The organism is Chitinophaga sedimenti (genome assembly GCF_023156195.1).
GTDB classification, from domain to species: Bacteria; Bacteroidota; Bacteroidia; order Chitinophagales; family Chitinophagaceae; genus Chitinophaga; species Chitinophaga sedimenti.
This window is the reverse complement of sequence record NZ_JAKUKA010000001.1, coordinates 1223935-1246761: the sequence shown is the minus strand read 5'-3', so window position 1 is coordinate 1246761 and position 22827 is coordinate 1223935. Positions and strand designations below refer to the sequence as shown.

Annotated in this window: 24 protein-coding genes; 22 read left to right on the top strand and 2 right to left on the bottom strand. The window is 52.9% G+C overall.

Annotation, left to right across the window (positions count from 1 at the left end):
• The first annotated feature begins 41 nt into the window (after window positions 1-41).
• Genes MKQ70_RS07090 through MKQ70_RS07070 form a run of 5 tightly spaced genes read left to right on the top strand, consistent with a single transcriptional unit; the run spans window position 42 to window position 5891 of the window.
• On the top strand, window positions 42-1316 hold the full coding sequence (locus tag MKQ70_RS07090; protein WP_248069525.1) for a hypothetical protein: 1275 nt from the start codon (window positions 42-44) through the stop codon (window positions 1314-1316).
• Window positions 1313-2758 (top strand): cadherin domain-containing protein, encoded by a 1446-nt coding sequence (locus tag MKQ70_RS07085; RefSeq protein WP_248069523.1) that lies wholly within the window; start codon window positions 1313-1315, stop codon window positions 2756-2758. The genes MKQ70_RS07090 and MKQ70_RS07085 overlap by 4 nt, the downstream gene beginning before the upstream one ends.
• On the top strand, window positions 2752-4947 hold the full coding sequence (locus MKQ70_RS07080; protein WP_248069521.1) for a T9SS type B sorting domain-containing protein: 2196 nt from the start codon (window positions 2752-2754) through the stop codon (window positions 4945-4947). Before MKQ70_RS07085 ends, MKQ70_RS07080 begins: the two co-directional genes overlap by 7 nt.
• A 27-nt stretch (window positions 4948-4974) precedes the next feature.
• Window positions 4975-5151: a hypothetical protein gene (locus tag MKQ70_RS07075; RefSeq protein ID WP_248069519.1), complete on the top strand. Its 177-nt coding sequence runs from the start codon at window positions 4975-4977 to the stop codon at window positions 5149-5151.
• Window positions 5106-5891, top strand: a complete 786-nt coding sequence (locus MKQ70_RS07070; protein ID WP_308199426.1) for a PorP/SprF family type IX secretion system membrane protein — start codon at window positions 5106-5108, stop codon at window positions 5889-5891. Before MKQ70_RS07075 ends, MKQ70_RS07070 begins: the two co-directional genes overlap by 46 nt.
• Before the next feature lie 38 nt (window positions 5892-5929).
• On the opposite strand, the gene MKQ70_RS07065 is transcribed toward MKQ70_RS07070, so the two are convergent.
• Entirely contained in the window at window positions 5930-6811 is an 882-nt protein-coding gene (locus MKQ70_RS07065; protein ID WP_248069517.1) for a pectinesterase family protein, read from the bottom strand.
• Window positions 6812-7171: 360 nt separating this feature from the next.
• Here MKQ70_RS07065 and MKQ70_RS07060 point away from each other — a divergent pair, with 360 nt between their 5' ends.
• The 14 genes from MKQ70_RS07060 to MKQ70_RS06995 all read left to right on the top strand — a co-directional run bounded on the left by MKQ70_RS07060 (window position 7172) and on the right by MKQ70_RS06995 (window position 19672).
• Window positions 7172-9184, top strand: coding sequence for a two-component regulator propeller domain-containing protein (locus MKQ70_RS07060; RefSeq protein WP_248069515.1), 2013 nt, complete (start codon window positions 7172-7174; stop codon window positions 9182-9184).
• Window positions 9185-9222: 38 nt separating this feature from the next.
• The gene (locus MKQ70_RS41035; protein ID WP_248069513.1) at window positions 9223-9642 is read left to right on the top strand and encodes a triple tyrosine motif-containing protein; all 420 of its coding nucleotides are present in this window, start codon (window positions 9223-9225) and stop codon (window positions 9640-9642) included.
• Window positions 9627-11216 carry a hybrid sensor histidine kinase/response regulator transcription factor gene (locus MKQ70_RS07050; protein ID WP_248069511.1) on the top strand — a complete coding sequence of 530 codons (1590 nt, stop codon included), beginning with the start codon at window positions 9627-9629 and terminating at the stop codon, window positions 11214-11216. The genes MKQ70_RS41035 and MKQ70_RS07050 overlap by 16 nt, the downstream gene beginning before the upstream one ends.
• A gap of 195 nt (window positions 11217-11411) precedes the next feature.
• Window positions 11412-13067 (top strand): TIM-barrel domain-containing protein, encoded by a 1656-nt coding sequence (locus tag MKQ70_RS07045; protein ID WP_282456259.1) that lies wholly within the window; start codon window positions 11412-11414, stop codon window positions 13065-13067.
• Complete coding sequence (locus MKQ70_RS37890; RefSeq protein WP_282456258.1) at window positions 13067-14200, top strand: glycoside hydrolase family 31 protein; 1134 nt, start codon at window positions 13067-13069, stop codon at window positions 14198-14200. Before MKQ70_RS07045 ends, MKQ70_RS37890 begins: the two co-directional genes overlap by 1 nt.
• Window positions 14201-14293: 93 nt before the next feature.
• Complete coding sequence (locus tag MKQ70_RS07035) at window positions 14294-14797, top strand: carboxypeptidase-like regulatory domain-containing protein (protein WP_248069509.1); 504 nt, start codon at window positions 14294-14296, stop codon at window positions 14795-14797.
• The gene (locus MKQ70_RS07030; RefSeq protein WP_248069508.1) at window positions 14790-15107 is read left to right on the top strand and encodes a TonB-dependent receptor plug domain-containing protein; all 318 of its coding nucleotides are present in this window, start codon (window positions 14790-14792) and stop codon (window positions 15105-15107) included. Before MKQ70_RS07035 ends, MKQ70_RS07030 begins: the two co-directional genes overlap by 8 nt.
• A 65-nt stretch (window positions 15108-15172) precedes the next feature.
• Window positions 15173-16483: a SusC/RagA family TonB-linked outer membrane protein gene (locus MKQ70_RS07025; RefSeq protein WP_248069505.1), complete on the top strand. Its 1311-nt coding sequence runs from the start codon at window positions 15173-15175 to the stop codon at window positions 16481-16483.
• Window positions 16468-16812 (top strand): hypothetical protein, encoded by a 345-nt coding sequence (locus MKQ70_RS07020; RefSeq protein WP_248069503.1) that lies wholly within the window; start codon window positions 16468-16470, stop codon window positions 16810-16812. The genes MKQ70_RS07025 and MKQ70_RS07020 overlap by 16 nt, the downstream gene beginning before the upstream one ends.
• A complete protein-coding gene (locus tag MKQ70_RS07015) occupies window positions 16748-17329 on the top strand; it encodes a hypothetical protein (protein WP_248069502.1) in 582 nt (193 codons plus the stop codon). The genes MKQ70_RS07020 and MKQ70_RS07015 overlap by 65 nt, the downstream gene beginning before the upstream one ends.
• 13 nt (window positions 17330-17342) lie before the next feature.
• Window positions 17343-17780, top strand: a complete 438-nt coding sequence (locus MKQ70_RS07010; RefSeq protein WP_248069500.1) for a hypothetical protein — start codon at window positions 17343-17345, stop codon at window positions 17778-17780.
• The gene (locus tag MKQ70_RS07005; protein ID WP_248069498.1) at window positions 17713-17964 is read left to right on the top strand and encodes a RagB/SusD family nutrient uptake outer membrane protein; all 252 of its coding nucleotides are present in this window, start codon (window positions 17713-17715) and stop codon (window positions 17962-17964) included. Before MKQ70_RS07010 ends, MKQ70_RS07005 begins: the two co-directional genes overlap by 68 nt.
• Window positions 17961-18902: a RagB/SusD family nutrient uptake outer membrane protein gene (locus MKQ70_RS07000; RefSeq protein ID WP_248069496.1), complete on the top strand. Its 942-nt coding sequence runs from the start codon at window positions 17961-17963 to the stop codon at window positions 18900-18902. Before MKQ70_RS07005 ends, MKQ70_RS07000 begins: the two co-directional genes overlap by 4 nt.
• Window positions 18903-18919: 17 nt before the next feature.
• Window positions 18920-19672 (top strand): hypothetical protein, encoded by a 753-nt coding sequence (locus MKQ70_RS06995; RefSeq protein WP_248069494.1) that lies wholly within the window; start codon window positions 18920-18922, stop codon window positions 19670-19672.
• Between the two features lie 197 nt (window positions 19673-19869).
• Here MKQ70_RS06995 and MKQ70_RS06990 read toward each other — a convergent pair whose 3' ends face one another.
• On the bottom strand, window positions 19870-20823 hold the full coding sequence (locus MKQ70_RS06990; RefSeq protein WP_248069492.1) for a hypothetical protein: 954 nt from the start codon (window positions 20821-20823) through the stop codon (window positions 19870-19872).
• Between MKQ70_RS06990 and MKQ70_RS06985 the strand changes: the two genes are divergently transcribed.
• The 3 genes from MKQ70_RS06985 (at window position 20822) to MKQ70_RS06975 (ending at window position 22679) form a co-directional block, all read left to right on the top strand.
• Window positions 20822-21307, top strand: coding sequence for a hypothetical protein (locus MKQ70_RS06985; protein ID WP_248069490.1), 486 nt, complete (start codon window positions 20822-20824; stop codon window positions 21305-21307). The two genes, MKQ70_RS06990 and MKQ70_RS06985, sit on opposite strands and share 2 nt — an antisense overlap.
• 140 nt (window positions 21308-21447) lie before the next feature.
• On the top strand, window positions 21448-22164 hold the full coding sequence (locus MKQ70_RS06980) for a hypothetical protein (RefSeq protein WP_248069488.1): 717 nt from the start codon (window positions 21448-21450) through the stop codon (window positions 22162-22164).
• Window positions 22165-22205: 41 nt separating this feature from the next.
• Window positions 22206-22679, top strand: a complete 474-nt coding sequence (locus tag MKQ70_RS06975; protein WP_248069486.1) for a hypothetical protein — start codon at window positions 22206-22208, stop codon at window positions 22677-22679.
• The last annotated feature ends 148 nt before the right edge of the window (window positions 22680-22827 follow it).

Here is a 22827-nt window from a genome sequence, read left to right as displayed (position 1 = left end):
TTCTCACGCTGACCGGCGCTTACTCGGACATTCGCACTTTTATGGCCAGCGCGGCTACGGCGGTGAAGTATACCAATACGACGGGTGTAGCCGAAACTATCGAACTCTATACAGACGATGCCGGCCACACGGGCGCGGGAGGCAATAAAACGTTTGCGCGCTCCGTAACGGTGACGGTAACGGCCACAAACGATGCGCCGACGGTAAGCGTAACATCACCGCTGAGTGTTACCGAAGACGTAGCCACCGCCATCACCGGTTTCAGCTTTGCAGATGAGGATGCAGGTACCGGGAGTGTTACAGTAACATTAAGCGTACCGGCGGGCACCCTGCAGGCTACCTCAGGAGGAGGCGTTACCGTAGGCGGCAGCGCATCGGCCAGGACACTCGCAGGTACCATTGCCAACATCAACGCCTTTATTGCAGCCTCCAATGTAACTTATACAACGGCCGCGAACGACGTAACCAGCCGCACGTTGAGCATTTCCATCAACGATAACGGCAACACCGGTGGCGGCGGCGCTAAAACCGGCACCGGCAGCGTTACCCTTAACGTAACCCCGGTAAATGACGCACCTGTTATTTCGGCCCCTGCCACGCAGCACATGACGATGAATACATCGCTCACGTTCAACACGGGCAACGGCAACCAGGTAGCTATTACAGACGTGGATGCCGGAACAGACATGATGAGGGTAGAAATTGCGGCCACACCGGCCCTCGTAACATTAAGCACCACCGCCGGCCTGTCGTTCTCCGTTGGCGACGGCACCAGTGATGCTTCGATGATTTTCACCGGTACGCTCACCAATATCAACAATGCTTTAAACGGGCTCACTTATACCCCCACTGCCAACTACTATGGCGCTGGCAGTTTAATGCTGCTCGTAAATGATCAGTTTGCGTCCGATCCGAAACAGGCGTCTGCAACAATCAACGTAACCATACAACAGGCTGCGCCCAAAGTGGCGAATGTTACTTCCGCTACGGCCAATGGCACTTACAAAACCGCAGACATAATTGCTGTAAGCGTTACGTTCGACCAGAACGTGATCGTTACTGGCGCTCCCCAGCTTACGCTGGAAACCGGCGCTACCGACAGGATCGCCACCTTCGTGAACGTATCGGGCGGCAATACCCTCAACTTTACTTATACCGTGCAGGCAGGCGATAACAACAGCGACCTGGATTATATATCTACCACAGCCCTGGGATTGAACGGTGGTAGCATCACTGCCGCATCGGCCCTGGCAGCCAATCTCACCCTCCCTGCGCCTGGCGCTGCCGGCTCGCTGGGGGCAAACAAGGCCCGGTGATCGACGGCATCCGTCCAACTATTACTTCCGTAGCGGTTCCGGCGAATGATACGTACATCGCCGGTGAGACACTTAGCTTTACCGCCAACTTCAGCGAAAACATCACGGTGGCTGGCTCACCATACCTCTCTGTACAAGTGGGTGGCAGCGCCTTACAGGCGCCTGTGACCAGCACAACCGCCAATAGCATCACCTTCACATACACGGTCGCCAATGGCCACCTTGATGCCGACGGCGTTGGATTGAACTCGATACAGCTGGCGGGCGGTACTATCCGGGATGCAGCAGGCAATGACGCTATACTGGTGTTAAACAATACCGGCGTTCTTACAGGCGTACTGGTAGATGCGGTAGCGCCTTCCATTAACAGCGTTACCGTTCCGGCAGATAAATTATACACGGCCCCGGAAACGCTTGACTTCAGCATCACCTACAGCGAGCCGGTAATCGTAACCGGTACCCCGGTACTGGGCATTACGATCGGCAGCAACCTGCGCAGCGCTGCGTATACCAGCACCTCGGGCAATACGCTGAACTTCCGTTACACCATTACAGGTGGCGACCTGGATCGAGACGGTATTGCCGTTGCCACATCCCTTACGTTCACTGGCGGCGCCAGCATCCGCGATGCTGCCGGCAACAATGCGGCTAACACCCTCACCGTTCCTTCCACGACAGGTGTACTGGTAGATGCGGTGCGACCGATCATTACAGCCGGACAAACCTTCTCGATTGCCGAAAACAGTGCCGCGGGCACTGCGGTAGGCACCGTGGCAGGCATCGATCCGGGTTCATCCGGCACGCTGCAAAACTGGACGATTACCACCAATGCCAACCCGAACGGTAATGCCAGCAACGCCTTTACGATTAACGCAGCCACCGGCGCCATTACCGTAAATGATGCAGGCGACCTCGATTACGAAGCAAATACCAGCTTTACGCTCACCCTTACTGTAAGCGATGGCGTAAATACCAGCGTAGCCACCACCATCGTCATTAACATTACAGATGTAAACGAACCGCCGACAGATATTACGCTCAGCGCCAACAGCATCGCGGAAAACAATGCCGTAAATGCAGGCGTGGGCACGCTAAGCACTACCAGTGCACAGGGCGGGGCTACTTACACCTACACACTGGTAAACGGTACAGGCGATACGGACAACAGCCAGTTTACCATCTCCGGTAACACATTACAGGCTGCTGCTTCATTCGATTATGAAACAAAGAACAGCTACAGCATCCGCGTTCGCACCACCAGCAATACCGGTCTGACGTTCGAAAAAACATTCACCGTTAATGTGACGAATGTGAATGAACCGCCGACCGATATTACCCTGGCGCGAACAGCATTGCGGAAAACAATGCCATCAACGCCAACATCGGTAACCTTAGTTCCACTGCACAGGACGCAGGCGCAACCTTTACTTATTCATTGGTAAGCGGCGCAGGCGATACCGACAACGGCCAGTTTACGATTGCAGGCAACGTACTCCGTGCAGCCACTTCGTTCGATTATGAAACGAAGACTAGCTACACCATCCGCGTTCGCAGCACCACCAACGCCGGGCTCTGGTTCGAAAAAGCATTTACCATCAACATTACTGATGTAAATGAAACGCCGACCGATATCACCCTCAGCGCAAATACAATTGCCGAAAACAACGCCATTGGCGCCAACATCGGTAACCTGGGCAGTGCTTCGCCGGATCCGCTGGCTACCTATACTTACACGTTAGTAAGCGGTACAGGTGATACAGACAACAGCCAGTTCGCCATCTCCGGCAACACATTGCAGGCAGCTGCTTCGTTCGATTATGAAACAAAGAACAGTTACAGCATCCGCGTTCGCACCACCAGCAATACCGGCCTGATCTTCGAGAAAACATTCACTGTTAATGTGACGAACGTAAATGAACCACCGACAGATATTACCCTGAGCGCGAACAGCATTGCTGAAAACAATGCCATCAACGCCAATATCGGTACCCTCAGTTCTACTGCACAGGACGCAGGCGCCACCTTTACTTATACATTGGTAAGCGGCGCAGGCGATACCGACAACAGCCAGTTTACAATTGCAGGCAACGTACTGCGCGCAGCGGCCTCGTTCGATTACGAAACGAAGAACAGCTACACCATCCGTGTTCGCAGTACCACCAACACCGGGCTGTCGTTCGAAAAAGCATTCACCATTAACGTAACGAATGTAAACGAACCACCTACCGACATCCAGCTGAGCGCGAACAGCACCCCGGAAAATAATGCAGTTGGCATCACCATCGGCAACCTGACCTCTACCGCACCGGATGCCGGCGCGACCTTCACCTACTCACTCGTGACAGGTGCAGGCGATGCGGACAACAGCCAGTTTACGATTTCGGGCAACGAACTGAAAGCCGCCGCTTCCTTCAACTACGAGGTGAAAAACAGCTTTACCATCCGGGTACGCAGCACCACGAATGCAGGCCTATGGTTCGAAAAAACGTTCACCATCAATGTGACGAATGTTCCGGAACCGCCGAGCAACATTATATTAAGTAACGCTACCATCTTCGAAAACAATGCGCTTGGCGCTCTTATCGGTTCACTGAGCGCTGCAAGCGACGAACCGGGTGCTACGTTCACCTACAGCCTGGCTGCAGGTACCGGCGATACCGACAACGGTCAGTTTACGCTTACCGGCGTGCAACTGAACGCCGCGGCAGTATTCAATTACGAAGTGAAAAACAGCTACAGCATCCGCGTACGCGCCACGGCTAATAACGGGCTGAGTTTCGACAAAGTATTCACCATCACCATCGGTGACGTGAACGAAGCGCCAACCCTGAACGTGATCGCTGACCAGTCGCTCTGTGCTACCAGCAGCACTTACACCATTGCACTAACCGGTGTAACCCCTGGTCCTGAAACGGCGCAAACGCTCACTTACAGTGTAACCTCCAACAACGCGGCGCTGTTCAGCAGTCTGACCGCCGACGCGGGCGGCGTACACCTCCGCTTTGTAACAGCAGCTACGGGTGCTGCCACCATCACCGTAACACTGACCGACAATGGTGGCACGGCGAACGGCGGTGTAAACACCTTTAGCCGCAGCTTCAACGTAGGGGTTACCACTATCGCGGCACCAACCATCACAGCGAGCGCCGCTAACCCGGTTTCCAAAGGTATCGATATGACACTGACGGCTGCAGGGGGCGTATCCTATGTGTGGGATAACGCCCTGGATATCGTTTCCGGCCAGAACAGCGCCACCCTGGCCATTCGTCCTTCACAGAACGCTACTTATCGCGTAACGGCGTACAATGGCGCGGGGTGTTCTGCTACCGCGGAATACAACGTAACCATTACCGAGGACTACAAAGTAGATGCAACCAACTTCATGTCGCCGAACGGCGACGGTATTAACGACCGCTTCGTAATCAAAAACATCGACAGCTACCCGGCGAACGAACTGAAAATATTCGACCGCTCCGGCCGTATGATCTACACGAAGAAAGGCTACCGTAACGAGTGGGATGCCCGCCTCAACGGCCGCGCCGTGGAAGAAGGCACTTACTATTACATTCTGGACTTCGGTCCTGGTTTGCCGAAAGTAAAAGGCTTTATTACTGTTGTTCGCGATAAATAATCACATTACCTGAATACAAAATAGAAGATGATGAAACGTTTAATGATAGTTGGCTGTACGGTTTGCGCGCTTTTCGCCGGTAAGGTGAACGCACAGGAACTTGGTTACACCAGCACACAGGTCGACCCCTTGCCCTCCATGTACTTCCAGAACCAGTACTGGGCAACCCGGCCTTCGCCGGTGTTGACTCCGGCCTGCACCTGAACGGCGCCTACCGCCGCCAGTACGAGAATGCGCCTGGTGTACCGGTAACAATGGCTTTCACTGCCGACTACTATGTAGGCCGCCGTGTAGGTGCCGGTGTGAATGTACAGCTGGATAAAGCGGGACTGCTCTCCCGCTCCCGCGTTACGCTCACCTATGCTTACCACCTGCCATTATCCATAACCGGCGAGCAGCAACTGCACTTCGGTTTATCTGCCGGTTTCCGGTACGACCGCCTGGATACAAAAAGCATCAACGCCGATCCCAACGATCCGTCTATGGGCCTGTTCAACCGTCGCGATAACTACTTCGACGGAGACTTTGGCATAGCATATACCGATCAGCACTGGACGTTACAGGCAGCATTGCCAAACGTTGCCGGTTACCTGAAAGAAGAAAACCGCGAGATCGCGAACAGCAGCACCTTTTATGCCGCAGCCAGTTACAGGTTTGGTATGGGCGATGCGGCCACCACCCTGGAGCCGAAAGTTGCCTTCCGTGGCGTACGTCACTATAAGAACATTGTAGATTTCGGTGGTAACCTTACCTTCCTCGATAATTCGCTGAATGTTTTCGGGTTATATCATACCTCTAAAAACTTCACCGCGGGTGCGGGTTTTAAAGTAAAAGAGACGGTGAATTTCCAGCTGGCGTATACTTCGCAGACCTCCGGTTTGCGCAATTACCCGGATGCGAACTTCACGCTCGGGTTAACGATCAACTTGTTCAGGAACATGTAAAAAATAAGCGGGCTGCCCGTTCAGGCAGCCCGCTTATTTTATATCCCACTTACGGCAATCTTAGCCCAGTCACCAAATATCTTTTCCAACGTATAATCTTCCCTGTTACTTAATTGCTTAGCCCAGGGCACCCGTTGCTTTAGTGTTGCACCCGGCCCCGTATTACCCATCTCTCCATAAAATACTGTCTGTTCATTTTCTTTACGTCCCCAGTTATTCCAACCCTCCGGTTTTATAATGGCGCCCAGCTGGCAGCCTATAAATACCGTTTTGGCGTAAGGGCGCCAGGGACGGCCCAGATGAAAAGAATGCGCAGGCGCGTCGCCGGTAATGTTGCAGTGCAGGAATACGTAACCGTAACGGCTGGTATCCGGCGTGGAAGCGGCGGTAATATAACCGCCCCGGCGGCAATAGATGGTGCAGCTTTCGAACACGGCGGTGGAAGAACCGAAGATGAAATCCACCGCGCCCTCGATGTAACAATTCTTATAATACTGGCGACTATTGTGCCCGTAAGTATATAAGGTATCCTGGAAGCCCGTGAACCGGCAGTTATAAAAACGTGCATGATCGCCGCTCACAAACACGGCCACTGCCTGTCCGACCGGCCCCGCGGTATTACTGAACGTAATATTCTGCGCCGTAAAATCACTCCCGAAAATATAGAAGCCGGATGATCCGCTGGTACCTACCTCTTCGCCAAAGCGGTTTTTACGCGAGGCAAAATCGTCATAGGTAATGATGGTACTATCTACCTGTTCTCCAATAAAAGTGATGTTATTTTTACAGTTCGCCAGTACGAGTTTCTCTTTATAAATACCTTTTTTAATAAAGATGATAGTGGGCTTCTTTCTGAAGTCTGGCACGGCATTAATGGCCTCCTGCACTGTGGTAAAGTCGCCGCTACCATCCTTAGCCACGACAAAATCTGGTACGGGGGCTGCCCTGAGGGTACTCAACAGCAAGGAAAAACAAATAACGAGGAGGCATTTCATACACGGGAATTTATCGACCTAAAATATTCTTTAAAGAAAAAAAAGCGATTATTTTTTTACGCAATCGTTCCCGGTAAAAGATATTTTTGGAGCGCGTTAACCCAGGCCTTATTTTTGCATTATCAAACGAACGATAATAATTATTAGATATTTTCTATAAAAGAGCGTTAAGTAATTATGACCCTCAAATGTCATAACGTGGAATTTTAGCAATAAAAGGTTGAAGTCTTTCAACCTTTTTCTTTTTTAACCCCTTTCCTTATCTTAGAAAGATTCCACTTGTTCATGAAATACATTCTGCCCATATTATTCCTGTTGATGCGTGTGCCAGCCATTGCGCAAAGCGATCATTTTTCTTTTACGCATGCAAATATTACCGATGGCCTCTCCAACAACCAGGTAAATAATATTTTGCAGGACAGTCGCGGCTTTATGTGGATCAGTACCATGTCTGGCCTGAACCGCTACGATGGATACGAGTTTAAAGTGTACCGCCACGACCTGCGTGATTCCACTACCCTGGCGGATGATATTGTAACCCGGATCGCGGAAGGGCCGGGCGGGTTACTGTGGGTATCGGCGGGCACGGGACAAAACATTTATGATCCGCGCACCGAAAAGTTTACACGCACCAACGACAAAGCCCTGCAACAACTGGGCATCCCGGCAGGCATCATCACCACCATTCTGAAGTCGTCTGCCGGCCAGTACTGGTTTGTACATCCCACCGCAGGCCTGTATCGCCATGATCCGAAGAGCGGCAAAACGATGACCCTGAAGCACGGCGCCATCAAGAGTATCGCGACAGACACTATTACAGCCATTGCAGAAGATGCACAAAAACACATCTGGATCGTACACCATAACGGCATCCTCGAAAAGCTGCATGGCCGCACCGGCGAAGTGATGCAGCAGTATACGTTTGCCCAACGCCTCCCAAATCAGAACTACGGGTTAATGGTAGATGCGGATGGCGACATATGGCTTTACTGCACCAGTGAAGCACGCGGACTTTATTACCTGAATGCCTCCACCGGCGGCATCGTGCATTACACCCAACACGAAGGCCCGCTACGCCTGAACAACGACATTGTACGTGGTGTAACGCAGGATAATCACGGGCAAATATGGATCGGCACGGACCATGGCGGCCTGAACCTGCTGAACAAAAAACAGCAGCGCATCACCTACCTGCTGCATCAACCCGCGAATCCAAAGAGTTTAAGCCAGAACAGCATCACGTCACTTTATCGCGACAACAACGGCATTGTATGGTTCGGCACCTATAAAAAGGGATTGAATGCTTACCACGAGTACATCGAACAATTTCCACTGTACCGCAACCAATCGTACAACCCGCGCAGCCTGCCCTATGACGATGTAAACCGGTTCGTGGAAGATGCGAAAGGCAATATCTGGATAGGCACCAATGGTGGCGGGCTTATTTACTTTAACCGAGGCAACGGCAGCTTTACGCAATACCGGAATGAGCCGGGTAACGCGGCCAGCATCAGCAGTAATGTGATCGTGAGCCTGCTGATCGACCATCAGCAGCGGCTCTGGATAGGCACGTATACCGGTGGACTGGAGCGCTTTGAGAACGGGCGTTTTGTTCACTACAAACATGTGGACGGCGATGCACAGAGTTTGCCCAATAACAATGTCTGGGAACTTTTTGAGGACAGGCAGCAACGCCTTTGGATAGGGACGCTCGGCGGCGGGCTGGCCTTATATCATCCTGAAAAAAACAACTTTTCGACCTACCGCCACACAACCGTCCAAAGCAATTACATAGCTTCGATACTGGAAGATAAAAGCGGGCAACTGGTATTGGGAACGAGCAATGGCATCACCCGTTTTGCACCGCAGACAGGCGAATTTTCGGATTTACCGGTAAAATCGGGCACCCTGAGCAACAATAACGTGATCTGCCTGTACGAAGACAGCCGCGGACTGCTGTGGGCCGGCACCCGCGAAGGGTTGAACTGCTATGACGCAGCCGCACAATCCATCCGCACCTTTCGAAAAGAAGACGGTCTGCCTGAAAACACGGTACTTAATATATTGGAAGATGGAGAGAAGCACCTGTGGATGAGCACCACGAACGGGATCAGCCGCCTCGACTATAACCATCTGCGTTTTAAAAATTATGATGAAGCCGACGGCCTCCAAGGCAAGGAGTTTAACGAAAACGCCGCCCTGCAAACCCGCAAGGGCGAGCTGCTGTTCGGCGGTTCCAATGGCTTTAACCTTTTTACCCGAACAACATCCGCTCGTCGCAACACGCGCCGCCCTTAGTATTTACGGAGATAGCAGTGTTTAACCGGGCGTTAAGCGTGGGCGAAAAACTGAACGGCCGCGTGCTCCTTTCCCAGTCCATTACACAGTCGCCGGAAATTACGTTAAAGCACCGCGAAAACGTGTTCTCCGTATCATTCGCCGCGCTCAATTACTTCCACCCGGAAAGGAACCGCTATCTGTATAAACTGGAAGGCTTTAACAAAGACTGGGTACCCGCCGGCGCCACGCGCAAGGTAACCTATACCAACCTTGATCCGGGCGTATATACCTTACTCGTAAAAGCGATCGACAGCGATGGTGACTGGACCGGACAGGAACAGGCGTTGCGGATTACGGTGCAGCCCCGTTCTGGCGCACCCCGCTGGCATTCGGCCTGTATGCACTGCTGGTCCTCGGCGCCCTGCTACTCGCCCGCCGCATTACCCTGGACCGGGAACGCATGCGTTTCCGCATAACGCAGGAACGCCAGGAAGCACAACGCATGCACGAACTGGACGCACTTAAAATACGCTTCTTCACCAACATCAGCCATGAATTCAGGACACCGCTGAGCCTCATCCTGGCGCCATTGGAAAAAATCTTACAACATACCGGCGACGACCAGATAAAAGGACAACTGAGCCTCATGCAACGCAATGCCCGCCGGCTTCTGAACCTCGTGAACCAGCTGCTGGACTTCCGCAAACTCGAAATGCAGGAGCTGAAACTTCACGCTACGGAAGGCGACATTGTAAGCTATGTTCGCGAGCTCACGCAGTCCTTCTCCGACCTGTCCGATAAAAAACATATCCGCCTGCACTTTGAAAGTAATGCGGAAGCGGTGATTATGCCATACGACCCCGACAAGGTGGAGAAAATCATCTTTAACCTGTTATCGAACGCCTTTAAATTCACACCGGACAATGGCAGCATCACCGTGAGCATGCAGCGCCTGCCGGACGCCTGCCAGATCAGTGTAAAAGATACCGGCATCGGCATTCCGCTGGAACAGCAGCAGCGGATATTCGAACGGTTTTTCCAGCACGAGCTGCCCGGATCTTTACTCAACCAGGGCAGCGGCATCGGCCTCAGTATTACCTCCGAGTTCGTAAAACTACATGGCGGCACTATTGCTGTAGACAGCGCCCCCGAGATGGGCAGCTGCTTCACGATCGTGTTCCCCCTGCACGGCGCGGCGCAGCAGGCCGTTAAAGCCCCGCAAACGGAGGTAATGTCCGGCGGCCCGCCCGAAACGCCGCAAGCGCCCGAAAAACCCGGTAAAAAGCCGCTGTTGCTGTTGGTGGAAGACAATGAAGACTTCCGTTTTTACCTGAAAGATAACCTGCGCCTGTACTTCCGCATCGTGGAGGCGCCCAATGGCCGCATCGCCTGGGATTTGCTGCAACAACAAAAGCCCGACCTGATCGTAAGCGACGTGTCTATGCCCGAAATGGATGGACTGGCGTTTTGCCGTAAGGTACGGCGCGACCATGCCACCACGCATATTCCCATTGTGCTGCTCACCGCCCGGGCAGCCGAAACGGAGCAGCTGGAAGCGCTGGAGCTGGGCGTAACCGACTACGTCACTAAACCGTTCAACTTTGGGATGCTGTTGTCCCGCCTACGGAACATCATTGCACAACAGGCGTCGCTACGCGACAGCTACCGCAAAAAGCTGGAAGTCAACCCCTCGCAGCCGGAAATAACGCCGGCAGACGAGCAACTGATGGCAAGGGCCACCGCTATCGTGGAGGAAAACATCAGCAACGCGGACTTTTCCGTAGAAGAGTTGAGCCGCACCCTGTTTATGAGCCGCGTAACCGCCTATAAGAAAATACTCGCCCTCACCGGGAAAACACCCATCGAGTTTATACGCCTCATCCGCCTGAAGCGGGCGGCCGTATTGCTTGAAAAGAGCCAGCTAACTGTGGCGGAAGTGGCGTATGAGGTTGGATTTAACAACCCCAAGTACTTTGCCCGGTATTTTAAGGCGGAGTTTAAGGAGCTCCCGTCCGCATACGGGGCCCGGTTTAAAGGCGGAGGGCAGTAAGCGTGGGGACGAGCCACTCCCACCTCCCTTAACAAACCCACCCCTCCTCCTATCAAAACGCCCCCTCGTCCTTAACAAAATAACCCCTAATCGAAAACATCCCCGTACCATCACCTATCCTTGCTGCTGCTACATTTGCGGTATAAGCATCAACCACAAGTCAATCGTTTACAATTCCACCCGTATGAAAAAAGCATGGCCAGGTTACTGATACTGATCGTTATGTTTTCGTGCCGCGCAACTGCCGGCCATATCGAAAAGCTCCCCGACGGACTCATCGTTTTCCTTAAACAACCGCCCTCCGGTGGGGCGCGGCAGGTAAAGCTGCAGGTGGTATCCGAGAAGATTATTCATGTAACCGCGAGCGCTGAGGATACGTTTTCGCAAACACCCAGCCTGATGGTAGTTACCAGTGGAGTGCCGGGGGTAAAGTGGGAATCACTGGAGCGCCCCGACGAGGTAGTGCTGAAAACAGCCGTCCTTTCTGCCTCCGTGCAACTCAGCAGTGGCATCGTTACCTTCCGGGATGCGGCGGGCAACATCCTTTTAAAAGAAGCAGCCAAAAGTTTTAAGCCCGTGGAGTTTGGCGGCAAAGATTTATACCAGGTGAAACAAAGTTTCCTGTCCCCCGAAAATGAAGCATTTTACGGCCTGGGCCAGCCGCAAACGGGGTTGATAAACTATAAAGACAAGGATGTAGACCTTACCCAATACAACGCCATCGCTGCAGTACCATTCCTCGTATCGAGCCGTAACTATGGTATTCTGTGGGATAATTATTCGATTACGAAGTTCGGCGACGACCGCGCGCCCCGCCCCATTGGTGAACTGGGCGCCCTTACCGCCGATTACAGCGTGAATGGGAAAGTACACACCAGTAGGCCGGAACAGCAGATCGATTATACTTACATCGCTTCTCTCGATGCACTGCCCGCCGGCTTTCCGCTGGATAAGGGCAAAGTGACGTGGGAAGGGGTATTAAAACCGCAGGAAAACGGTCGTTATAAGTTCTATACCACCTCCTCGGGCTATATTAAAATTTGGGTAGATGGGCAACTGCGGCTGGACCGGTGGCGCGAAAGCTGGAACCCTGGTCCCAGTATTATTGAGCAGTCTTTTACGGCCAATACACCACATCAACTTAAAATAGAGTGGATACCCGAATCGGCCCAATCCTTTTTCTCCTTTAAGTGGTTAGGGCCTTCGCGCGATTTGAAAGATAAGATGAGCCTCAGTTCGGAGGCTGCCGAAAAAATAGACTACTACTTTGTTTATGGGAAGCAACTCGACGAGGTGATCAGCGGCTACCGTACGCTTACGGGTAAAGCATCGCTGCTCCCTCAATGGGCGCTGGGCTTCTGGCAAAGCCGTGAACGTTATAAAACGCAGGCCGAGATCCTGCAAACGGTGAAAACCTTCCGGGACAAAAAGATCCCGCTGGATAATATCGTGCTGGACTGGTCGTACTGGAAAGAAGATGCCTGGGGCAGCCAGGAGTTTGATGAAAAACGTTTCCCGGATGCCAAAGGCATGATCGACCAGTTGCACAGGCAATACAACACGCACTTCATGATTTCTGTATGGCCCAAGTTCTACGAGGGCATCAGCAACTATAAAAAGTTTGAAGACAAAGGATGGTTGTACAAACAAAACATTGCGGACCGCCAGCGCGACTGGATTGGCAAAGGGTATGTATCCACCTTTTACGACGCCTATCATCCCGGCGCCCGCAGCCTGTTCTGGCAGCTGATGAACGAGCACCTTTTCTCCAAAGGCGTAGACGCTTGGTGGCTGGACGCTTCCGAACCGGACATCTATTCCAACTCCAGCATCGAGCACCGCAAAAGCTGATGAGTCCAACGGCGTTAGGTCCCGCGGAACAATACTTTAACGGCTACACGCTGATGAATGCACAGGGCGTGTACGAAGGGCAACGGTCCGTGAATAATGACCAGCGCGTATTCATCCTTACCCGCACGGCATTTCCCGGCATCCAGCGTTATGGCGCGGCCAGCTGGAGCGGCGATATTGCCGCCAGGTTCGATGAAATGGAAAGGCAGATACCGGCGGGACTGAACATGTCGCTTTCCGGCCTGCCATATTGGACGACAGACATCGGCGGCTTCTTCGTGGAAGATAAATATGACCGCCCTGCGCCCACCGGTGAAGCTTTGAAGGAATGGCGCGAGCTCAATACCCGTTGGTACCAGTACGGCGCTTTCTGCCCACTATTCCGCGCTCATGGACAGTTTCCTTACAGGGAAGTGTTCAACATCGCGGAAGAAGGCAGCGAAGAATATAACTCGATGTTGTATTACAACCGGCTCCGTTACCGGCTTATGCCCTACATCTATTCACTGGCAGGACAAACCTACCATCACGACTATACGATCATGCGTGCGCTGGTGATGGATTTCCCGGACGACATTGCCGTGCGCAACATTGGTGACCAGTTCATGTTTGGGCCTTCGTTACTGGTAAACCCGGTGTATCACTATAAAGCGCGGCAGCGCCGCCTGTACCTGCCTGCCGGCAGCAGCTGGTACGATTACTATTCCGGCAAACAACTGACCGGCGGCCGGTTTATCGAGGCTGATGCGCCACTCGGCCGTATTCCACTCTACATACAGGAAGGCAGCATTGTGCCCACTGGCTCGGCCTTACAATATACCGGCGAAAAACCGGCGGATACCCTTACATTATTCGTGTATGGCGGCCGCGATGCACAGTTTTCGCTGTACGAAGATGAACGCATCAATTATCAATATGAAAAAGGAAAGTTCAGCGAGATACCCATCAACTATAACGAAGCGACGAAACAACTCACCATTGGCGACCGGGCAGGCGATTTCCCGGGAATGCTGACGAACAGGGTATTCCGTATGGTATACATCAACAAGCAAAAGCCGAAGGCCTTTAACCCGGATAGTGCGGCGGACAAAACTGTGCAATATAACGGCAAGGCACAAACGATACAACTGTAATTCCCCAACAGACAGGCTTTAAGACGCAATCGTTCCCTGAAAAATTAAATTCCTCTATTATGAAAAACGTGTACAAACTTCCTGGGAGCCGTAATGCTCCTTTGTCTGCTTCCCGCGGCCAAAGCGGGCGCAGTTCCACGCGACAAACACCCGCTGAGCGGCAGGGTCATAGCCGCCACTGACAAGAGCCCGCTGCCGGGCGTGAACATACTTGTTAAAAGCACCCGCAGCGGTACCGTAAGCGGTGCCGACGGTTCGTTCCAGGTAATGGTGGATAACAACGACACGCTGGAAATATCGCTGATCGGGTATGTAAAACAGCAGATCGCGGTAAATGGCCGAAGCAGCCTGCAGATCACACTTGCCGAGAACAGTACCGGCCTGGACGAAGTGGTGGTGGTAGGTTATGGCGCCGAAAAGCGCAAACTGAACACCGGTGCCATTGGCCACGTAGGCGGCGAAGACCTGCAGGAAACGCATACCTTGCGGATAGACCAGGCCTTGCAGGGACAAACACCCGGCGTGCAAATTACCACCAACTCCGCCCAACCCGGAGAAGCGATGAAAGTGCGCATCCGGCACCGGTACGGTGGGTAACTCCAACCCGCTTTACATTGTAGACGGCGTACCTACCGGCGACATCAGTTACCTGAATGCTTCCGACGTAGCCTCCATGGACGTACTGAAAGATGCGGCCTCCGCAGCGATCTACGGTTCCCGCGCGGCGAACGGGGTTATTCTCATCACCACGAAGAAAGGCCGCAAGGGCGATATGACCGTGAGCTATGATGGCTTCTACGGCGTACAGAACCCCGCGCGCAAACTGCCGCTGCTGAATGCAAAGGAGTACGCCATCATCATGAATGAAGCGGCGATCAACTCCGGCAGGCCCCGTATTTTACGTTAGACGAGATCAACAAATTTGATAAAGGCACCGACTGGCAGGACGCGATGTATAACAAAAACGCACCCATGCAAAGTCATACCCTGACCATTTCCGGCGGCTCGGACAAATCGCTGTATTCCACGTCCATCGGCTATATGAAGCAGGACGGGGTCATCGGCTTTAAAGGACAGTCGCAGTACGAACGCGTAAACATCCGCCTGAGTACCGAACATAAAATGTATAAAGACGTAGTACGGTTTGGACAGAATTTCACGTACACCATGTCGAATAAAAAAGGTGTGGGTGTGGGCAATATTTACGGCAACTCCCTTCGCTCCGTGATTAATGCCAGTCCGCAGTTCCCGGTGTACGACTCCGCGGGCGACTTCGGCAAATCGGCCTTTAACCCGGATGAAACCAACCCGGTGGCGCTGATGTACTATCAGTATAATAACAAGACAAAATCCGATCGCTTTTTAGGTAATGCATATTTGGAAATAGAACCTATTAAAGGGCTGAAACTCCGCAGTGACTTCGGTTTGGATGCAAACTTCGTGGCAGGTAACGCCTTTTTCCCGGCATACAATTTATCTACCAACGTCGTAAATAACCACTCCCGCGCGGCCCAGGATATGGGCAGGTATGCCACCTGGAACTGGGATAACACCATTTCTTATCAACGTGCTTTTGGTCAGCATAACCTGACCGTGCTCGCGGGGATGACGGCCAATGAATTCAACGGCTTCAACATGAGCGGATCGAAGGAAGACCTGCTGGTGCTGGACTTTGCACATTCGGTGATCGACAACGGCACCCTGGAAGAAACACGTAAAGTAAATGGCAGCCGCAACGAAAGTGCACTTGTATCATACTTCGGGCGCGTGGGTTACAACTATGCGGAGAAGTATATGATCACCGGTATTTTCCGCGCGGACGGCTCCACAAAATTCGGCGCTAACAACCGATTTGGATACTTCCCTTCTGTTTCCGCGGGATGGGTGGCCAGTAACGAAACGTTCCTGCAAAGCTCGTGGTTGAACTTTTTGAAACTTCGCGCCGGATGGGGCCAGAACGGTAACCAGCCGACCGATGACTTCCTGTATCTCGCTACCGTCACTTCCACCAACAAAGACTATTTCTTTGGAGAAGATGATGTACAGTTCGTGGGCTCCTCCCCCGACCGCGTAGCCAATCCCAACCTGCGGTGGGAAACATCCGAGCAGGCAAACATTGGCGTGGACTTACAATTGTTCGGCGACTTCAGTCTGACCGCCGACTGGTACCGCAAAACCACGAAAGACTGGCTGATCGCCCCACCCGTACCCGCTTTGGCCGGCGCCAACCCGCCGATGATCAACGGTGGCAGCGTAAAAATCAGGGCGTGGAAATCAGCTTAGGTTACCGTCACACATTTGGCGACGTGTCGCTGAGCATCAATCCGAATGTGACTTTCAACAAGAACGAAGTAATAGACATTCCGAACCAGGAGAAGATCATACAGGGCGAAGCGGGCATCAACTTCGTGGGCGCGGATGAGTTTTACCGCGCACAACAGGGCCGGCCGATGGGCTTCTTCTACGGATTGCAGACAGCTGGCATCTTCCAGAACCAACAGGAAGTAAACAGTTATGTAGATAAAGGCGGGAAAAGAATTCAGCCCGATGCGGTACCTGGCGACGTACGCTTTGTACCGCAATGGCGACGGCGTGATCGATGCAAACGATAAAACGATGATCGGCAACCCCAATCCCGACTTGAGTTACGGGCTGAACCTGAGTGTTGGATTTAAAGGACTGGATTTGTCGGTATACCTCTACGGCGTATCCGGCAACCAGGTGTTCGATGGCATCCGCGACTTCTCGCGGCCACTAAGCAACTACAGTACTGACATATTGGGCCGCTGGACAGGCGAAGGTACTTCCAACCGCCTGCCCCGCATGACCATTGCGGACGAAAAGAACCTGAACTACAACCGCGCGTCTGACTTGTTTGTACACGATGCTTCATTCCTCCGCGTACGCAGCATCAACCTGGGATATGATCTGAAACGAAGCCTGCTGAAGAACGTGCCGCTGCAACAATGCCGGATTTACGTATCGGGCGGCAACCTGCTTACCCTCACGAAGTACAGGGGCATGGACCCGGAAGTGGGTTATGGCCCGAGCGGATGGGCATCCGGTATCGATATCGGCACCTATCCCCAACCTAAATCTTTGATAGCCGGCATTAATGTCAAATTCTAAACTGATCTTCCTTATGAAAAAGATACTATACGCCCTCGCAGCACTCACGCTCGTGGCCTCCTGCAGCAAGAGTTTCCTGGAACGGGACCCGATCAACAAAAGAACGACCGAAAGTTTTTACAAGACACCCAAAGATGCCCTCGAAGCACTGGTGGCCGTGTATGACGTACTCCAGATCGGCGGGTACGACAACATTCAGCTGGTATCTGAAATCGCCAGCGACAATTGTTTCGGCGGTGGGGGCGAGTCAGACATGGCCTGGAAACGCTGGGACAGGTTTGAAAATGACATCAATACGAATGATGGTCCCTGGACGAAATACTACCAGGGGCATTTACCGCGCCAACGTGCTGCTCGAAAATATCGGCCACGTGAATTGGGGTATGGACAGCTCCAACAAAACCCGCTACATCGCGGAAGCCCGTTTCCTCCGCGCTTACTTTTACTTTGACCTGGTGCGCCTGTTCGGCAATATTCCGCTGGTCACCAAAGCGCTGGACCCCACGGAGTATTATCAGCCGCAGGCGAAGCCCGAGGAAGTGTATAAGTTGATTGCCGAAGACCGGAATTCGCCATCGCCAACCTGCCGGCGACCGCCTACAGCGTCATTCCCAAGGCCGATTACGGGCGTGTGACGCGCTGGTCGGCACAAGCCCTGCTCGCGCGGGTATTCCTGTATTATACGGGCTATTATGCCCAAAACGACCTTGCGGGCGTAACCACCAAAGCGAAAGCGCGGGAGTACCTCGAAGAACTGATCAACACCAGCGGTTACGGACTCGTTGATTCCTTCCCGTTACTGTGGCAGTCGGCCGGCGCCAACTTCGCAAAAGAAGATAACAAGGAAACCGTGTTTGCCATCAAATTTACCTACAAAGGGCTGGCAAACTGGGACAAGAACGACGGTAACCGCATGATGGTGATGATCGGCATCCGGAACAAAGTGGTGCTTCCTTATTACAAGGGCTGGGGCGCAGGGCCGGTAAACCCGAAGCTGTACAATGCTTACGAAACCGGGGATACACGCAAAGCCGGCACCATCATTTCGATTGCGGACGAAAATCTCACGTACGCCGAAACCTTTCCGCAGTACACCACCTATTTCTGGAAAAAATATATGCCGATGAACAACCTGAAACCCGAAGATGTAGGCGGAGATTTCCAGATCGATAACTTCTATGATTACGTGGTGCTCCGCTTCTCCGACGTATTGCTGATGGCCGCAGAACTGCAGCTGGACGGTGACCTGGGCAAAGCGCAGCACTATTATGACCAGGTGCGCGACCGCGCTTTCCGTAATACCACGCACCGCAAACCCTTAACCAACGATGCTGCAGGCAAAGCACTCATCATGGAAGAGCGAAGGCTGGAACTGGCGCTGGAAGGTGTACGTTACTGGGACTTGCTGCGGCAGGGCCTGAACGTGGCCAAACAGGCCATCGATAACAGTAGTACGGACGCACAGTTTAACGTGAGCTTCCGCTCCGAAACCAAGGGACTGTTGCAGATACCACAGAAGCAAATCAACCTGAGTAATGGCACGCTGAAACAAAATGAAGGCTGGAGCCTGTAATCACAAAAAGAACGATCATGAAACGCATTCACTTAGCATACGCCCTGTTACTGCTGGCCGCCTGCGATCCGCGGGAAGACCGGGAGAACATGCCCGCGCCGGTAGACCGCGCACAACTCAAATTCTCTGTTACACAACAAGCCGGCTATGACAATAAAGTCATGCTCGAAAACCAGACCGCTGGTACGATTGCGTATTGGGACTATGGCATCGGCATTTCCAACAAACAAAAGGATACCATCATCCTTCCCTTTGCCGGCACGTACAACATTAAATTTTACGCGTACAGCCAGGGGCGGACCCGTAAAAGATTCCGCCAATGTTACCGTAACAAAAACGACGCCAACTACTTCAGCAACCCGATGTGGAACCAGCTGACCAACGGCGTTGCCGGCAAAGTATGGGTATGGGCCATCGACGAGCCAAATGGCGCCTGTTATGGTAATGGATCGGGAGGCGCCCTCACACCGGAATGGTGGCGCGTGGGCGTTCCCGACCTCACCAGCTGGGGTGTGCTTAATGACGAAATGACCTTTGACCTTAACGGCGCCGCCAACTTCACCAAAGTGAGCAAGGGAAAAACTGAGAAAGGCTTCTTTGCGCTGGACACCGTAAAGAAAACGATCAAGATCACCGGCAGCGACATCAGCAACGGTAAAAACATCACCTACACCATTGTGAAGATCAACAACAACGAGCTCACCGTGGTGGAACAAGGCGATGGCTGGCGAAACCTCTGGCTGTTCAAACGCAAAGGTTTCGCGTATTAACTCGTGCTACACAGTTTTCATACGCACAATGGGAACGATTGCTTGTTGATCTCCCCATCCCCCGCGACGATGCGGGGGATTTCTTTATGGTAGCTGGATGCCTTCTGTATCATCCAGTCGCGCGATAACGCCCCAACCATAAAAGTAATTAGCCACCGCGATCAATATCTCATTCTTGCCCTGTCGCAACGGCAGCTTTAAACTCGTATTCTCAATCGTACACCGGCCTTCCGGGAACTTTTGTCCTGGTGTGTTAAAAGGTTTTTATCCGCCAGCACCATATCGCCATTCACGAATAACCAAATTTCATCGCTGAAGCCCAGTTGCAACGTGTGTTCCTGCGCAGTGGCTGATGCTATCGTCGTTTTAATCCAGGCAAGCCGGCGCTGCCCGAACGGCGTGGCTCCCAGTGCACGCGTAAGATTAACGATGCCGCGCGGCCCGGCCCATACCGGCGTCCAGCTGGCGGTACTGTCCGGGTACTCCGGCGCCCTTACCATACCGCGGCCCGGCAAAAAGGCGGCCACCTCGCGCCCGAACGGGAAAGCGTTCGGTTTATTTACCTGCCAGTTGCGCAGATAGCGCGTGTCGTTGTAAGGAGGCACATAACCGGGCGCCGGGTCCAGTCCCTCCGTAACATCCGGCCGTACGATGAAGTTGGTGATGGTCACATCTCCACCGGAGAAGGCCAGTCCACCTTTTGCTTCGCTGCCTTCCAGCATGGGCACAAGCAACGCGGGGCGGGTCATGTTGTTCACATAAGCCTTCAGCTGTTTGCCGGAGACCACGAGCTTTACATGATTCCACCCCGGGATGTTCAGCTTTGCGCCGCCCTGGTACTCATCGGTCATATCCCACATGCTCATACTGTCCACGATTGCGGCGTACTGGATCGTCGTGCGGCGCTCCGGTGAGGTGGAGCCGAAATAACGCAGGTAGAACTGGTCGGCACTCTTCCCATCTTTTGATATGCGGAAGCTGATACCGGGGAAACCGAGCTTTAGCGCCACATCGTACTCAATAGTACCATTAGCGAACTGCAGGTTTTTAGGGATGAAGGGCATACCGTCTTTCAGGTGCGCCGCCTTCAGGCCATCTTGCGTGATAAAGTCCACGGAGGAAGCATTGTATTGCCAATACGCGGGCTCCATGGGGATGCGCTGGGCTTGTGCCCCGGCGCCGAAATACCTCTCCTGCGCGCAGAACGGCATCGTGGAAGCAGCAAATCCTGGCCAGTTACGCCTGTTTAACATACAGGACATGGGTCCGCTGATGACCGATAACTTCACTTTTGAAACCACCATCAAAAACGAGTTCGACGACGGCTCCAATGCCTGCCACAATGTGCAGCTGTTAATCGAATGCAAAAACGATGTGATCTTCCTCCCCCTATCCGCTCCTTCCTGCGCAGGTGACCTGGCCCTCTACTTCTGCGGATGGCGTGCCGAGAGTAAGTCGGCCGACCTTTCCGGTTTCGGCTGCGACCTTAAACGGTGGACGACTGTACGCGTGGAAACCGTGAACAAACAGGCCAAGATTTATATCAATGGACGTAAAGTGTATGCGCTGACATTTACCAATGAAGCGACCGGGATCGTGGGTTGCAATACAAGTTTAATGGCGCGGCGGCGGTGAAGGATACGCGGTTTACGGGGGCGGGGAAAGTGTTTGAGCTGAAGGCATCCAATCCGTACAACTACTGATTTTCAAAACCACGCCCTCCTACTGCTCCGCCAGCCCCATCCACTCAATAATTTTGCGTTCAAATAAAAACAATGAAACGCACACTGCCCCTCCTTTGCTGTTTGTTCTCCCTGACGTTATTCACCGCCTGCCGCAAAGAAAAGGATAAAGACAAACCATCGCCCCAACTCCCCGCTACTGGTGTCGTTCGCCCGCAGGGAGCGATCATTGCACCGCCGCTTGAAAAGCAGGTGGGTCCGGAAGGCGGTACCGTTACCAGCGCAGACGGTTATTTAACTGTGACCATCCCTGCGGGTGCACTCGATGCCGCCACCACGATCGGTATTCAACGCATAGAGAATACTAATACCGGCGGTATCGGATCCGGTTACCGGTTATCGCCGGGCAATATCACCTTCAAAAAGCCGGTCAGCATCGCATGTTCGTACGAGCCGGTGGAGTTGCTGGTGCAACACATTACTACTATCGGCATGGCCTTCCAGGACGATAAGGGCATATGGCAATTTTTGCCGCAACACATGATCAATACCGGTTTGAAAACGGTTACTGTACAAAGCACCCGGCTGGGCGACTGGTCACTGATGACGTGGATGTTCATCAATCCCTACTTCGCCGACCTGAACGTAAATGACAGCCAAACCTTTGAAGCATTGCGGGTGTTGCCCCTTGCCATACAGAACGGCCTGCTGAAGCCGAAAGCACAGGGCGCCACTATTCCCGTAGAAGCCGCCACCGCATTGGAAACGCAATTCATTAAAAATGGGAGCTCACCGGTGCGGGCGTATTAACCACAAATGGCGCCAAAGCGACCTACAAAGCCCCGGCTAACGTGCCGCCGGACTTTGACGTCGTTACCCTTCACCTGCAACAGGAAAGCGTAACCATGGTATCCAAAGTGCGCGTAAACGGCAGCATGGTTCAATACCGCGTCGATGACGGCGAATGGCAGATCAAATCGGTGGAACTTAAAAAGCGGGAAGATGGTATGGCTGAAATAACCAGTACCGGCGGAAAATCATTTGAACTGACATTTAACGACCACCTGGGCGAACGCCCATTCACCCACACCGAACAATTTAAGATACTGGATGCGACGGGTGAGTTTACCTATCGCTCCATTTACACGATCGTATGGGAAGGGCGCGACAGTCCGGGTAACATCAACATTACCAGTTTGGAGAACGAGGCGGGCTACCTCACCGGCACATTTACGGCTACCAGTTCGGGAAAATATCCCGTGGCGGGCGGCTTTAATAAAAGTGTACACAAAGTGGAAGGAAAGTTTAAAGTAAAGCACCCATAACAACAACACCATGCCAACAAAGCGCGTCCCTGGTAACGGGGGCGCTTTTTTTTGATAAGAGAAGAGATCGTTGAAGTGAGTGACACAACTGCGGCTGGGAAAAGATTTGGGGCTGGTACAAAAAAGAGGGAGGCCAGAAAAATCCGGC